This is a genomic window from Paraburkholderia phenoliruptrix (assembly GCF_902859825.1).
In the GTDB taxonomy this organism is placed as follows: domain Bacteria; phylum Pseudomonadota; class Gammaproteobacteria; order Burkholderiales; family Burkholderiaceae; genus Paraburkholderia; species Paraburkholderia phenoliruptrix.
Genome location: NZ_CADIKB010000022.1, coordinates 102,881 through 116,392, shown reverse-complemented (window position 1 = coordinate 116,392; position 13,512 = coordinate 102,881). Strand labels below are relative to the sequence as shown.

12 protein-coding genes are annotated in these 13,512 nt (G+C 63.4%); 9 read left to right on the top strand and 3 right to left on the bottom strand.

Annotated elements, in window-relative coordinates; genetic code table 11:
* On the top strand, positions 1-1,428 hold a 1,428-nt coding region (aceF, locus tag HV711_RS20915), incomplete at its 5' end, for a dihydrolipoyllysine-residue acetyltransferase (protein WP_175145230.1).
* A gap of 291 nt (positions 1,429-1,719) precedes the next feature.
* Positions 1,720-3,483 carry a dihydrolipoyl dehydrogenase gene (gene lpdA, locus HV711_RS20910; RefSeq protein ID WP_035477751.1) on the top strand — a complete coding sequence of 588 codons (1,764 nt, stop codon included), beginning with the start codon at positions 1,720-1,722 and terminating at the stop codon, positions 3,481-3,483.
* A gap of 426 nt (positions 3,484-3,909) precedes the next feature.
* Here the strand turns inward: lpdA and HV711_RS20905 are convergent, their stop codons facing one another.
* Entirely contained in the window at positions 3,910-4,482 is a 573-nt protein-coding gene (locus HV711_RS20905; RefSeq protein ID WP_006051259.1) for a phasin family protein, read from the bottom strand.
* Positions 4,483-5,250: 768 nt separating this feature from the next.
* Between HV711_RS20905 and pbpG the strand changes: the two genes are divergently transcribed.
* A complete protein-coding gene (gene pbpG / locus HV711_RS20900) occupies positions 5,251-6,426 on the top strand; it encodes a D-alanyl-D-alanine endopeptidase (RefSeq protein ID WP_028363438.1) in 1,176 nt (391 codons plus the stop codon).
* A gap of 121 nt (positions 6,427-6,547) precedes the next feature.
* Here the strand turns inward: pbpG and HV711_RS20895 are convergent, their stop codons facing one another.
* A complete protein-coding gene (locus tag HV711_RS20895) occupies positions 6,548-7,363 on the bottom strand; it encodes an IclR family transcriptional regulator (protein WP_013588930.1) in 816 nt (271 codons plus the stop codon).
* A 180-nt stretch (positions 7,364-7,543) separates the two neighbouring features.
* Between HV711_RS20895 and HV711_RS20890 the strand changes: the two genes are divergently transcribed.
* Together HV711_RS20890 and HV711_RS20885 are read left to right on the top strand one after the other, a co-directional pair.
* Positions 7,544-8,266 carry a (Fe-S)-binding protein gene (locus HV711_RS20890; protein WP_013588929.1) on the top strand — a complete coding sequence of 241 codons (723 nt, stop codon included), beginning with the start codon at positions 7,544-7,546 and terminating at the stop codon, positions 8,264-8,266.
* A gap of 10 nt (positions 8,267-8,276) precedes the next feature.
* Positions 8,277-9,692, top strand: coding sequence for a lactate utilization protein B (locus HV711_RS20885; protein ID WP_035477752.1), 1,416 nt, complete (start codon positions 8,277-8,279; stop codon positions 9,690-9,692).
* A 137-nt stretch (positions 9,693-9,829) separates the two neighbouring features.
* Here the strand turns inward: HV711_RS20885 and HV711_RS20880 are convergent, their stop codons facing one another.
* Positions 9,830-10,351 carry a hypothetical protein gene (locus HV711_RS20880; protein ID WP_028363435.1) on the bottom strand — a complete coding sequence of 174 codons (522 nt, stop codon included), beginning with the start codon at positions 10,349-10,351 and terminating at the stop codon, positions 9,830-9,832.
* 268 nt (positions 10,352-10,619) lie between these two features.
* Between HV711_RS20880 and HV711_RS20875 the strand changes: the two genes are divergently transcribed.
* From HV711_RS20875 to HV711_RS20860, 4 genes are all read left to right on the top strand, one after another.
* Positions 10,620-10,859, top strand: coding sequence for a hypothetical protein (locus tag HV711_RS20875; RefSeq protein WP_013588926.1), 240 nt, complete (start codon positions 10,620-10,622; stop codon positions 10,857-10,859).
* Positions 10,860-11,022: 163 nt separating this feature from the next.
* Positions 11,023-11,520 (top strand): low molecular weight protein-tyrosine-phosphatase, encoded by a 498-nt coding sequence (locus HV711_RS20870; protein WP_013588925.1) that lies wholly within the window; start codon positions 11,023-11,025, stop codon positions 11,518-11,520.
* 132 nt (positions 11,521-11,652) lie between these two features.
* On the top strand, positions 11,653-12,183 hold the full coding sequence (iscR, locus tag HV711_RS20865; RefSeq protein ID WP_013338762.1) for a Fe-S cluster assembly transcriptional regulator IscR: 531 nt from the start codon (positions 11,653-11,655) through the stop codon (positions 12,181-12,183).
* Positions 12,184-12,255: 72 nt separating this feature from the next.
* Complete coding sequence (locus tag HV711_RS20860) at positions 12,256-13,479, top strand: IscS subfamily cysteine desulfurase (protein ID WP_013588924.1); 1,224 nt, start codon at positions 12,256-12,258, stop codon at positions 13,477-13,479.
* The last annotated feature ends 33 nt before the right edge of the window (positions 13,480-13,512 follow it).

Sequence of the window (13,512 nt, the reverse complement as noted above, 5' to 3'; positions counted from 1 at the left end):
GGTGCGGCGGCGTCCGCTCCGGCCCCCGCCTCGGCCCCCGCCTCGGCCCCGGCTCCGGCACCTGCCCCGGCCGCAGCGCCTGCGCCCGCTGCGGCTCCGGCAGCGAGCGGCGGTGGCCTGCAGGAAGTCAAGGTGCCGGATATCGGCGACTACAAAGACATTCCCGTGATCGAAGTCGCGGTGAAGGTCGGCGATCGCGTCGAGAAAGAGCAGTCGCTCGTGACGCTGGAATCCGACAAGGCGACCATGGACGTGCCGAGCTCGGCCGCCGGCGTCGTCAAGGAAGTGAAGGTCAAGGTCGGCGATACCGTGTCGGAAGGCTCGGTGATCGTCGTGGTGGAAGCCGAAGGCGGTGCGGCAGCGCCCGCGCCGGCACCCGCCGCCGCGCCGAAACACGAAGCCGAGAAACCGTCGGACGCGCCCGTCGCGCCGTCGCCCGCACCGGCCTCGCCGTCCGCGCTCGCGCAGGCGCCGCTGATTCCTGCAGGCGAGGGCGGCACGCGCCGCATCAGCCACGCTTCGCCTTCGGTGCGCAAGTTCGCGCGCGAACTGGGCGTTGACGTGACGCAAGTGCAGGGCACGGGTCCGAAGGGCCGCATCACGCAAGCCGACGTCACCGCGTTCATCAAGGGCGTCATGACGGGCCAGCGCGCGGCGCCCGCCGGTGCTGCCGCGCCTGCGGCGGCGGGCGGCGAGCTGAACCTGCTGCCGTGGCCGAAGGTCGACTTCTCGAAGTTCGGCCCGTTCGAGGCCAAGCCGCTGTCGCGCATCAAGAAGATTTCCGGCGCGAACCTGCACCGCAACTGGGTGATGATCCCGCACGTCACGAACAACGACGAAGCGGATATCACCGAGCTCGAAGCGCTGCGCGTGCAGTTGAACAAGGAAAACGAAAAGGCCGGCGTGAAGATCACGATGCTGGCGTTCGTGATCAAGGCGGTCGTGTCGGCGCTGAAGAAGTTCCCGACCTTCAACGCGAGCCTCGACGGCGACAACCTCGTGTTCAAGCAGTACTACCACATCGGTTTTGCTGCGGACACGCCGAACGGTCTCGTCGTTCCGGTGATTCGCGACGCGGACAAGAAGGGCCTCGTCGAGATCGCGAAGGAAATGACCGACCTGTCGAAGGCTGCGCGCGAAGGCAAGCTCAAGCCCGATCAGATGCAAGGCGGCTGCTTCTCGATTTCGTCGCTGGGCGGCATTGGCGGCACGAACTTCACGCCGATCATCAACGCACCCGAAGTCGCGATTCTCGGTTTGTCGCGCGGCGCGATGAAGCCGGTGTGGGACGGCAAGCAGTTCGTGCCGCGTCTGACGCTGCCGCTGTCGCTGTCGTACGACCATCGTGTGATCGACGGTGCTGAGGCTGCGCGGTTCAATGCGTATCTTGGGTCGATTCTTGCCGATTTTCGGCGTGTGATTCTTTGATTGTGGTGTTTTTTGCGCGGGGCGCTGCTGGGTGTTTGGCGGTGATCCGCGCGCTTCTGTAGAACCTGTTTTCACGTCGGTCCATTAGCGCTGCCCCTGTGCGGGGCGGCACTTACTTTTCTTTGCACTCCAAGGGTACTTCCTGCGGGCGTCTTCCAAAGAAAAGTAAGCGAAAGAAGGGCGCGTGCTTGGGCGGACGGCAAAGGGTGATTCTGTCCGCCGCGCTGCCAGCTTTTCGGCGGAAGGATACGGGTTCTTTGTGCACCACCATCAACACAAGAAGGGGACGCTATGAGTCTCGTCGAAGTAAAAGTGCCGGATATCGGCGACTTCAAGGACGTCGATGTCATCGAAGTCAATATCAAACCGGGCGACACGATCGAACAGGAACAGTCGCTGCTGACGCTCGAGTCCGATAAGGCCTCCATGGAAGTGCCGAGCGATACCGCCGGCACCGTCAAGGAAGTCCGCATCAAGGCCGGCGACAAGGTCTCGCAAGGTACCGTCATCGCGCTCGTCGAAACGTCGGGCGCAGCCGCGCCCGCGAAGGAAGCGCCCAAGGCCGCTGCGCCGGCTCCGGCTCCGGCGCCCGCACCGAAGGCCGCCGCGCCCGCGCCGCAAGCGGGCAGTTTCTCCGGCAGCGCGGACATCGAATGCGACATGCTCGTGCTCGGCTCGGGCCCGGGCGGCTATTCGGCCGCTTTCCGTTCCGCCGATCTCGGCATGAAGACCGTGCTCGTCGAACGGTATTCGACGCTGGGCGGCGTGTGTCTGAACGTGGGTTGTATTCCGTCCAAGGCGCTGCTGCACACCGCGCTCGTGATCGACGAAGCCGAGACGCTCGGCTCGCACGGCATCACGTTCGGTAAGCCGCAGATCGATCTCGACAAGCTGCGCGATTTCAAGTCGGGCGTGGTCAAAAAGCTGACCGGCGGTCTCGCCGGCATGGCCAAGGCGCGCAAGGTGGAAGTGGTAACGGGTACCGGCGCGTTCGTCGATCCGAACCACATGGAAGTGCAGACCGAAGGCGGCAAAAAGGTTGTCAGGTTCAAGCAGGCGATCATCGCCGCGGGTTCCGAGGCGGTGAAGCTGCCGTTCATTCCGGAAGACCCGCGCGTGGTGGATTCGACCGGCGCGCTCGAGCTGCGTCAGATTCCTCAGCGCATGCTGGTGATCGGCGGCGGCATCATCGGGCTCGAAATGGCGACGGTGTACGCGACGCTTGGCGCGCAGATCGACGTCGTGGAAATGCTCGACGGCCTGATGGCCGGCGCCGACCGCGACCTCGTGAAGGTCTGGGAAAAGTACAACAGCAAGCGTTTCGCGAACGTCATGCTGAAGACCAAAACCACGGCGGCGGAAGCGAAAGAGGACGGCATCTACGTGTCGTTCGAAGGCGAAAAGGCTCCGGCCGAAGCGCAGCGCTACGACCTCGTGCTGGTAGCGGTCGGCCGCACGCCGAACGGCAAGAAGATCGGCGCGGAGAAGGCCGGCGTGGCCGTGACGGACCGCGGTTTCATCGACGTCGACAAGCAGATGCGCACGAACGTGCCGCACATCTTCGCGATCGGCGATATCGTCGGTCAGCCGATGCTCGCGCACAAGGCCGTGCACGAAGGCCACGTCGCGGCGGAAGCGGCGCACGGCGAGAAGGCGTACTTCGACGCAATCCAGATTCCGTCGGTGGCTTACACCGATCCTGAAGTGGCGTGGGCCGGCAAGACGGAAGACCAGCTGAAGGCGGCCGGCATCAAGTACGGCAAGGCGGTGTTCCCGTGGGCCGCTTCGGGCCGCGCCATTGCCAACGGGCGCGACGAAGGCTTCACCAAGCTGCTGTTCGACGAGGAAACGCATCGCGTGATCGGCGGCGGTATCGTCGGTCTGAATGCGGGCGATCTGATCAGCGAAGTGTGCCTCGCCGTCGAAATGGGTGCGGACGCAACGGATATCGGCAAGACGATCCACCCGCACCCGACGCTCGGCGAATCGATCGGTATGGCTGCCGAGTTGTACGAAGGCGTGTGCACCGACTTGCCGCCGCAGAAAAAGAAGTAACGCGTGTGGCTCATCCGCATCCGTGCGGATGGCGCTGAAGAAAACGGTGCGCCCTTTGCGGGGCGCGCCGTTTTTATATGCAACAACGAGCGGGATCTGTGTGCCGCAGGATTGCAGGCGAGCAGCGAGCCCCGCCTGACAAGCATTGTGAGAAGCTGAAAGCGCCCCGCGAAGCGTCCAGCGGCAAGCGACGCAAAACACGCCACAAAGCGCGGCACAAAAAAATCCCGGCGCTTCGCCGGGCAAACGATACGCCGTTCGACGTATCGGAGCGTTCGGCCAATTGGAACCGTGCGAGCGGCAAAGGCACGACGCTGTTGCTTACAACAACGCCGGCGCAGCGGGAAGCTGGGCCGGCGTGGACGATGCCTGAATCTGGCTTGAGGCGAGGCCCCGCAAGCGAGGCCTCACAAGAGAACCGGAAACTTAGACCGGCTTCTTGGCCGAGCGCGATGCTTGTGCAGCGGCTTGCGAAGCTGCCTTCGATGCGGCCGTAGCGGCTGCATTGAAATTGCTTTCGGCGATTTCGACAGCCTGCTTGGTGGCCTTGTGAACCGTTTCGTACGTCGTGTTGGCGGCGGTGATGGCCGACTTGATCACGGCGACGGCGGTTTCCGAACCGGCCGGTGCATTCTTCGCGACGTTTTCGACGAGCGACTGGACCTTGCGGTTCTGCTCTTCGAATTGCGCTTCCGCTACGCGGGCGAACTCGCCTTGCGTGGCCGAGACGATTTCGTACACGTGACGGCCATACGACAGCGCCTTTTCAGCGACCGGCTGGGCGAGGCTAGCTTGCAGTGCCAGCAGCTCTTGCGCGTCTTTCACCGACAGCGCGCGCTGGGCATTTTCCTGGCTTTCCGCGAGCGTCGATTTCACGACTTGCAGGTTCAGTTCGACGAGCTTTTCGACGCCTTCGAATGCCTTGGTGGTCAGGCCGAACAGCGTTTCAAAGTTGGCTTTCTGGGCTGCAGCAAATTGCTCGGGGGTCAGCAGAGTCATGGTTTACGCTCCTGGATCGCGGCCGATCTTTGCGGACCGCATTGGGTGGTGGCGAGACGCACAAATTCGTCTGCCCGGACCGCGATGTATTGTGCATCGCAGCAATGGGTTCTATTTTAGGATGACGCGCAAGAATGTCAAGCGTTTTTGTGCATTGCACAATTTTAAGAAACCGCTTAGAAAACAATAGCTTATGCGAAGTGCATGACACGGGCGTGACGCGGCAGAATTGACCGTCGCGGTGAGGCGTCAAAGCGGGAAACGGTAGTTTATTCCTGGTCGTCGACGCATTTTTTGCCTCGCCGCACTGCGCCGCAAAAAAACTCGCGGGTGTCTATTTAACAAAAGGTCGGCGCCGAAGCGAATTGATGTAAACCATAAAGTGTCACGGAACGTTAATCGACGATGCGAGTCGAATGCGCGTCTGCGGATTGCAGCGGGTGTTTAACATCGCGCGCGCCGCCGGGATTGCCGGCCCGGCGCGCGCCGCGCGGGACATCGGTTCGCGCGGGAGTCGTGTTTCCCCTCATCAAGGTTGTCTCGATATTGCCGTTATGCTGAAGGGACCGCACCCCTTCGAGGGTGGCGGTTGCGGCGAGGCACAGCGCTTTGATTGTTTTTATCGATCGAGGCGCGGCACTTATTTGCGTTTTTGCGATCGGAGCTTACAAGCTGGTTTAAGGAGCGCCCATAAGTGCTTCAAATTGCTAATTTTTCGTTGTTTTACTACACTTGCGGAAACCTCTCGCCGCTCCCTACAGAACACCCATGAAAACCGACATGTTTTCGTCGCTGAAAGTGATCCACGGCGCGGCGCGCAGCACCGCGCTGTCGGTAGCCGCCTCCATGGTCCTTGCGGCGGCGCTTGCCACGCCAGTGAGCACTTTTGCCGCGACACCGGCCGCAGCCGCAAAAACCTCGAAGCACGCCAAGGCCGGCAAGAAGCCCGCCGCTGCCGCCAAGGTATCGGGCAAGGCTGCGAAAGCCGGCCAGGTCGCGAAGAGCGCAGCCGCGGAAGACGACGCGCCCCGCGCGAGCGTCAAGCGCAAGCGCGTGACCTATACCTCGAACGGCCGTCATCACTCGGTGATGCGGCGCGTCGCGTATGAGCCGCGCCAGCCGAGCGTCGGCCAGGCGTTCGGCCTTCACGAGACGCCCGACGCGCTGATGTTGCGCTCGAGCGTCGCGTACGTGGTCGACCAGAACACCGGCGAGCCGCTCTTCGACAAGAACTCGCGCGCCGTCGTGCCCATCGCGTCCATCACCAAGCTGATGACCGCGATGGTCGTGCTCGATTCGAAAGAGCCGATGTCCGACCAGCTCGAAGTGACGGACGAAGACCGCGACTACGAGAAGAACACCGGCTCGCGCCTGTCGGTCGGCTCGGTGCTCTCGCGCGAAGACATGCTGCATATCGCGCTGATGGCGTCGGAAAACCGCGCCGCGGCGGCGCTGTCGCGCTACTACCCGGGCGGCCGCCCGGCTTTCCTCGCGGCGATGAACGCCAAAGCGCGGCAACTCGGCATGACCGACACGCACTTTGAAAACCCGACCGGTTTGACGAGCCAGAACGTGTCGAGCGCGCGCGATCTCGTGAAGATGGTGAACGCGGCGTATCAGTATCCGTTGATTCGCAAGTTCTCGACGGATCACAGCTACGAGGTCTACACCGGCAAGCGCACGCTGGCGTACAACAGCACGAATGCGCTGGTGCGCAACCCGACGTGGGACATCGGCCTGCAAAAGACCGGCTTCATCAACGAAGCGGGTGAATGCCTTGTGATGCAAGCCAACATTCACGGCCGGCCGATGGTGATGGTGCTGCTCGATTCGTCGGGCAAGTACTCGCGTTTCGCGGATGCGACGCGCCTGCGCACGTGGCTCGACAACGGTGGCGATCAGCCGCGTATTACGAGCGCCGATGCGAGCGGCCCGGGCACCTGAACGCGTGCTGACGTGTTGCGCGCGCGGTCGCTTGTCTAAGGCCGCCGCGGCAAATAAAAAGCCCCGCATACGCGGGGCTTTTTGCTTCTCAGGCGCTGCGATTTGCCGTGCGCCTCACGCGTCACGCGTGCGAATTCGGATGATGCCGGCCATGATCCTGCGAAGCTTGCGGCCGATAGCCTAGCGCCTCCGAAATGACCAGCGCGGTCTGGCTGAGCTGACCGAGCCAGGAATCCTGCAGGCGGTCAGCGGGCGCCGAGAGCGACAAACCGGCGACCAGCTTGCCGGTGTCGTCGTAAATGCCCGCGGCGATGCAGCGCACGCCCAGCTCCAGCTCCTCGTTATCGCGCGCGCAGGCTTGCTGGCGCACATGCGACAGTTCGCGCTCGAGCTTGGCGAGATCGGTGATGCTGTTTTGCGTGTGGCCCGAGAGGCCCGTGCGCGTTGCGTAGGCGCGCACGCGGGTGGATTCGTCGGCGGCGAGAAAGAGTTTGCCCACCGAGGTCAGATGCAGCGGCGCCCGCCCGCCGATAGCCCGCACCACCTGCATGCCCGAACGCTCGGAATAGGCGCGTTCGATGTAGACGATTTCGTCGCCCTGACGCACCGAGAGGTTCACGGTCTGGCCCGTCTGGCGATGCAGCTCGCGCATCGGCGTAAGCGCTGCGTCGCGCACGGACAGCCGCGCCTTCACGAGATTGCCGAGTTCGAGCAGGCGCATGCCGAGCCGGTAGGTACCGGGATCGGAGCGGTCGACGAGGCGGCACATCACCATATCGTTCAGGATACGGTGCGCGGTGGACGGATGCAGCTCCGTGCGGATGGCGAGTTCTTTCAGGCTGACCGGGTCGCTATGCGCCGCGAGTGCGTCGAGCAGGCGCATCATGCGTTCGATCACCTGGATCGAGGTTTTGGGATCCGGGTTCGTGTCGCTCATAAGAGGGATCAATTGACGCGTCAAACAGCGGAAAATTGATTGTATCTCGTATCGTGAAAAAAGCGAACGCAGTTGGAGCCGCGCCTCGAATTTGCACGCGCATTCGTCCTATGCCTTCCGGGCGTTGGTATTGTGCGCCAAACAGCGGATAATCAGGGACGTTTTCCCGGAGGAGGGCTCATGCGAGTCGGATTGTTCGTCACCTGCCTGATCGACCTGATGCGGCCCGAAATCGGTTTTTCGGTGATCAAGCTGCTCGAAGGCGCCGGTTTTGATGTGGTGGTGCCGCCTGCGCAAACCTGCTGCGGCCAGCCCGCGTACAACTCGGGCGAGCGGCGCATTGCCCGCGACCTGGCCGAGAAAACCCTGCGCGAGTTCGAGCAGTTCGACTATGTCGTGGTGCCGTCAGGCTCGTGCGGCGGCATGATTCGCGCGCATTACGGCGATCTTTTCGCCGACGATCCCGAGCTGATGAACCGCTTCGGCCGGTTGCGCGCCAAGGTCTTCGAGCTGACCGACTTCCTTGTCAACGTGGCGAAGGTGCAGTTGCAGCCGGGCGAGTTCTCCGACAAGGTGACCTATCACGATTCGTGTTCCGGGCTGCGCGAGCTTGGCGTGAAGGCGCAGCCGCGCGAACTGCTCGCGCAGGTGGGCGTGGCGGTGACGGAAATGAAGGGCTGCGAGCATTGCTGCGGCTTCGGCGGCACCTTTGCGGTCAAGTACGGCGACATTTCCACGGCGATCGTCGACGAAAAATGCGCCAACATCCGCGAGAGCGGCGCCGGCGCGGTGGTGCTCGGCGATCTCGGCTGCATGCTCAATATAGAAGGGCGCCTGAGGCGCACCGGCGATACCGCCACGCGCGTGCTGCATATCGCGCAGGTGCTGGCCGGCGACGTGTGAGGGAATCGCCATGCAAATCCAATCGATGCAGTTCAAGGCGCGCGCCGGTCAGAAGCTTGCCGACCAGCGGCTGCAGCAGAACCTGACCAAGCTTTCCACGAAGTTCGTGTCGGCGCGCGCCGCGGCGCTGACGGCCATCGACTTCCCGGCCACGCGCGCCGCGCTCAAGGAGCGCCGTAACCGCGCGCTGGAAAACCTGGACGTGTGGCTCGAGACCTTCGAGCGCGAAGCGACCCGGCGCGGCGTTACGGTGCTGTTTGCGGAGACCACGCAGGAAGCCGCGCGGCTCGTCGGCGACATTGCCCGCCGGCACGAGGTCAGGAAGGTGATCAAGACGAAATCGATGGTCACCGAGGAAATGCGCCTGAACGAAGTGCTCGGGCAACTGGGCGTGCAATCCATCGAGACCGATCTCGGCGAATACATTCTGCAGATCAACGGCAACGAGCCGCCGAGCCACATCATCGCGCCGGTCGTCCATAAGGATAAGGACGAGATTGCCGACCTCTTCGCCAAAACGCATGGCCGGCCGCGTCTCACCGAGATTCCGGACATGACGCTCGAAGCGCGGCAGGTGCTGCGGCCGCACTTCATGAGCGCGGACATGGGCGTGACGGGCGGCAACTTCGTGATCGCGGAGACCGGCTCCGTCGTGCTCGTCACCAACGAGGGCAACGAAGGCATGTGCACGGTCATGCCGCGCGTGAATGTTGCCGTGACGGGCATCGAGAAAGTGTTGCCCACGCTCGAGGACCTTGCGACAGCCATGCGCCTGTTGCCGCGCTCGGCGACGGGTCAGACCACGTCCAACTATTTTTCCGTGCTGACCGGCCCGCGAGGCGAGGGCGACCAGGACGGGCCGGAGCATATGTATGTGGTGCTCGTCGACGGCGGGCGCACCGGGCTCATCGGCGGTGATTTTCAGGAGATGCTGCGCTGTATCCGCTGCGGCGCGTGCATGAATCATTGCCCGGTATATCAGAAGGTGGGCGGCCACGCTTATGGCTGGGTGTATCCGGGCCCGATGGGCTCTGTGTTGACGCCGAGCTATGTCGGACTGGACAAGGCGCTGGACCTGCCGCAAGCGGCCACCCTATGCGGCGAGTGCAACAGCGTGTGTCCGGTGGGCATTCCGTTATCCGACCTGCTGCGCAAGTTGCGCGAGAAGCAGGTCGAACGGCGGCTGCGTCCATGGAAGGAGCGGGCCGGCCTCGCCGTATGGGGCTTTCTGGCGATGCATCCGGACGCTTATGCGCTTGTCACGAAGCTCGCCGTCAGGGTGCTGGAGCGCATGGGCGGCAAAAGCCGTTCGATTGCGAAGCTGCCTTTGGGCGGCGCCGGCTGGACCGACACGCGCGACATGCCCGCGCCGGTGGGCCGCACGTTCAGGGAGTTATACGCCGCTCAGCGCAGCCATATTGGCTGAAACTGAGGGCCGGCTGGTGGGCGCAACTGCGGCGGTCTTGCTAGGAGTGTCGCGAACTTTGCCTTGGTACGCGCCTCGATGCACAGCGCCGTGCGCCACTACAGCACGCGTCTGCTGCACGCCACTGAAGCGCCGTCTCAATGATCCGTCGGTCCGCCCGAGGGCCGATTCGGATACCCTCTTGCCACCGGAGCACCACCGCCGCGGCTGCCGCCACCCCCGCCCGCCTGCGGCGCGGGTGCCGGCGCCGGCGGAGGTGCGGCGCCCGGCCGCGGTGCATTCGATCCGCTGGGTCCGCGTGGACCCGCCACCGCGCCCTGCGGCGGTGGACCGCCGCTCGGCTGACCATGCCAGCCGCCGTTTCCGCCGCGATTGCCGTTGTCCCCGTCGTGATACGGGCGCCCCGGATAGCCCCGATACCCCGGACCCGGCCCGTAGTAGTGCCCCGGACCGTCGTAATAGCCGGGACCGTAATAATTGCTATAGCCCATATAGACGTTGGTCTGCGGGACGACCGGCACGCCGTACGCGTCGTAGCTGTCGTACGTGCTGTAGCCGTTGCTGTACATTGGGGTGCCGTCCGGATAGACGGCACAGCCGCCCAGCAGAGCAGTGACTGCGGCGGCGGCAACACCGGCAAGGGGTGCAAAGCGTTTCATTTCAAGCCCGAGGCAGAAGGTTTCATAGCTATGAGACCGCAATTATGCGCATCTGTCGCGCGAGCTTTGTATGCTTTTGTAAGGACTTATTTTTCGTGCCAGGCAGAGCGGGGCCGGGCGCCCATGCGGCTCGCATCCCTCACTGTTCCATTTGAGGCAACGCTGTTTCGCGCCGCAGCGGGTTTTTCCTGATTGTCGTTTTCTATAGCATTCGTGATGGGCATAGTGAGCGATGAGCTGGCTAGCCATCCTCTGGAAGAACGACATCATGAAAAAGACAATAGCGGTGTACTGGCCTCTCGCACTCGTCGCGGGACTCGCGGCGGCAGGGTATCTGCAGATTTCCGACGACGTCGCGGCGCGCGGCGCGCAGGCTCCGCTCGCCGCCGACCAATTGACCGCGGAACTCGCGCGGGCGGTATCGTACGGCATGATCGACGATGCCTCATCCGCCGCGGCAAAGCCGTTGCGCGCGGTTACGGCGCTGCCGCTGCCGCAAGCGTCGTGAATTCGTCGGAGCCCCAAACCGCCGCAGCCCGCGGTGAATGCCGCGCAGCCCGTCCGGCGCGATTTTGCGCGCCTTTGTATAATCGCGGCACCGCGCGGCGGACGTCGCGTTGTTGCCGTCCTTCGCACTTCACTGCGCGCCAGAGCGCGACAAGAAGCCTTCGATGAAAACTGTGTCCATCTGCTTTGTCTGCCTCGGGAACATCTGCCGTTCGCCGACCGCGGAAGGCGTGATGCGCCGTCTCGTCGAAGAAGCGAAGCTTGCGGAGCGCATTCTGATCGACTCGGCCGGCACCGGCGACTGGCATATCGGCCAGCCACCGGACGAGCGCGCGCAGCACGCCGCACGTGGCCGCGGGTATGACCTCGCGGCGCTGCGGGGGCGCCAGATCGCGGACATCGACTTCGACCGCTTCGACCTGCTGATCGCGATGGACGACAAGAACGTCGCCGCGCTGCGGCTCGTGTGCCCGCCGGAGCAGCAGGACAAGATCCGCCTTCTGATGGAGTTCGTGCCGGAAAGCGACGAGCGCTGGAGCGGCGCCCGCGAGGTCGTCGATCCCTATTTCGGCGGCGCGGAAGGTTTCGAACAGGTACTGGACCAGTGCGAGGCGGCCTGCCGCGGCCTCATCGCGGCACTCCGCCCCCAATTGATGGGCTAGGTTGTCCGCGCCGCTGCAAAGGGCGCCGCGGCGTGCAAGGCAATGACCCGAATCGCGGCAGGGATACTTGACTAAATCGCTCATGTATTTATACTTGACAAAACTTGTCGAGAATAGCGGTTCCCCATACATATGAGACTCACCACGAAAGGCCGGTTCGCCGTCACGGCGATGATCGACCTGGCTTTGCGCCAGGAGCAGGGCCCGGTGACGCTTGCGGGTATCAGCCAGCGCCAACACATCTCCCTGTCGTACCTCGAGCAGCTGTTTGGCAAGCTGCGTCGTCATGAAATCGTCGAGTCCGTGCGCGGACCGGGCGGCGGCTACAATCTCGCGCGCCGTCCCGAAGACGTGACGGTGGCCGACATCATCATTGCGGTGGACGAGCCGCTCGACGCCACGCAATGCGGCGGCAAGGGCTCGTGCGAAGGCACGAAGCAGCACGACGGCCATTGCATGACCCATGAGCTGTGGTCCACGCTGAACCAGAAAATGGTCGAGTACCTGGATTCGGTCTCGCTGAAAGATCTGGTCGATCAGCAGCGTTCGCGCGAAGGCGCACCCGCGGTTTTGCGCGACAGGCGCAGCGAGGCGCCGGCGGTGGAGCCGGTCCGCGTCGCGCCGAAAGGTCCCAATTCCGTTTTCAATATGGCCGGTTCGTAAGACGCGGCGCGGCATGACCGCAGCGCGAACGAATTCAGAAGCCAGAGCACACGACGTCCCCCGGAGCGATAGATGAACAACGAGATTCCCCACCTGCCCATTTACATGGACTACAGCGCCACGACCCCGGTCGATCCGCGCGTGGTGGACAAGATGATTCCGTATCTGCGCGAGCAGTTCGGCAACCCCGCGTCGCGCAGCCATTCGTATGGCTGGACGGCGGAGCGCGCGGTCGAGGAAGCGCGCGAGAACGTCGCGGCGCTGGTGAACGCCGATCCGCGCGAAATCATCTGGACCTCGGGCGCGACGGAGTCGGACAACCTCGCCATCAAGGGCGCGGCGCACTTTTACAAGAGCAAGGGCAAGCACATCATCACGGTGAAGACCGAGCACAAGGCCGTGCTCGACACCTGCCGCGAGCTGGAGCGCGAAGGCTTCGAAGTCACCTATCTGGACGTGAAGGAAGACGGTCTGATCGACCTGGAAAAGTTCAAGGCGGCGATCCGCCCGGACACGATTCTCGTGTCGGTCATGTCGGTGAACAACGAAATCGGCGTGATTCAGGACATCGAGGCGATCGGCGACATCACCCGCGAAAAGGGCATCATTTTCCACGTGGACGCGGCGCAGGCCACCGGCAAGATCGATATCGATCTGCAAAAGCTGAAGGTCGACCTCATGTCCTTCTCGGCGCACAAGACGTATGGTCCGAAGGGCATCGGCGCGCTGTACGTGCGCCGCAAGCCGCGCGTGCGCATCGAAGCGCAGATGCACGGCGGCGGTCACGAGCGCGGCATGCGTTCGGGCACGCTGGCCACGCACCAGATCGTCGGCATGGGCGAGGCGTTTCGCATCGCGCGCGAAGAAATGGCCACCGAAAACGAGCGCATTCGCATGCTGCGCGACCGTTTGCTGCGCGGCCTGTCGGAGATCGAAGAAGTGTATGTGAACGGCGACATGGAAAAGCGTGTGCCGCACAACCTGAACATCAGCTTCAATTTCGTCGAAGGCGAATCGCTGATCATGGCGGTGAAGGACGTGGCAGTGTCGTCGGGTTCGGCGTGCACGTCGGCGTCGCTCGAACCGTCGTATGTATTGCGCGCACTCGGGCGTAACGACGAACTCGCGCACAGCTCGATCCGCTTCACGGTGGGCCGCTTCACGACCGAGCAGGACGTGGACTACGTGATCAATCTGCTGAAGACGAAAATTGCCAAGCTGCGCGATCTGTCGCCGCTGTGGGAAATGCATCAGGACGGCATTGATATTTCGACCATCCAGTGGGCAGCGCACTGACGCGCCGGGTCGTCGAAACTATCGCGCACGGAA

Bases quoted from the DNA above. Each gene is read 5' to 3' on its own strand.
- HV711_RS20880 (WP_028363435.1), bottom strand. From the start codon at position 10,351: ATGAAACGCTTTGCACCCCTTGCCGGTGTTGCCGCCGCCGCAGTCACT.
- HV711_RS20890 (WP_013588929.1), top strand. From the start codon at position 7,544: ATGCGAGTCGGATTGTTCGTCACCTGCCTGATCGACCTGATGCGGCCC.
- HV711_RS20895 (WP_013588930.1), bottom strand. From the start codon at position 7,363: ATGAGCGACACGAACCCGGATCCCAAAACCTCGATCCAGGTGATCGAA.
- HV711_RS20870 (WP_013588925.1), top strand. From the start codon at position 11,023: ATGAAAACTGTGTCCATCTGCTTTGTCTGCCTCGGGAACATCTGCCGT.
- iscR (WP_013338762.1), top strand. From the start codon at position 11,653: ATGAGACTCACCACGAAAGGCCGGTTCGCCGTCACGGCGATGATCGAC.
- HV711_RS20905 (WP_006051259.1), bottom strand. From the start codon at position 4,482: ATGACTCTGCTGACCCCCGAGCAATTTGCTGCAGCCCAGAAAGCCAAC.
- HV711_RS20860 (WP_013588924.1), top strand. From the start codon at position 12,256: ATGAACAACGAGATTCCCCACCTGCCCATTTACATGGACTACAGCGCC.
- HV711_RS20885 (WP_035477752.1), top strand. From the start codon at position 8,277: ATGCAAATCCAATCGATGCAGTTCAAGGCGCGCGCCGGTCAGAAGCTT.
- HV711_RS20875 (WP_013588926.1), top strand. From the start codon at position 10,620: ATGAAAAAGACAATAGCGGTGTACTGGCCTCTCGCACTCGTCGCGGGA.
- pbpG (WP_028363438.1), top strand. From the start codon at position 5,251: ATGAAAACCGACATGTTTTCGTCGCTGAAAGTGATCCACGGCGCGGCG.
- lpdA (WP_035477751.1), top strand. From the start codon at position 1,720: ATGAGTCTCGTCGAAGTAAAAGTGCCGGATATCGGCGACTTCAAGGAC.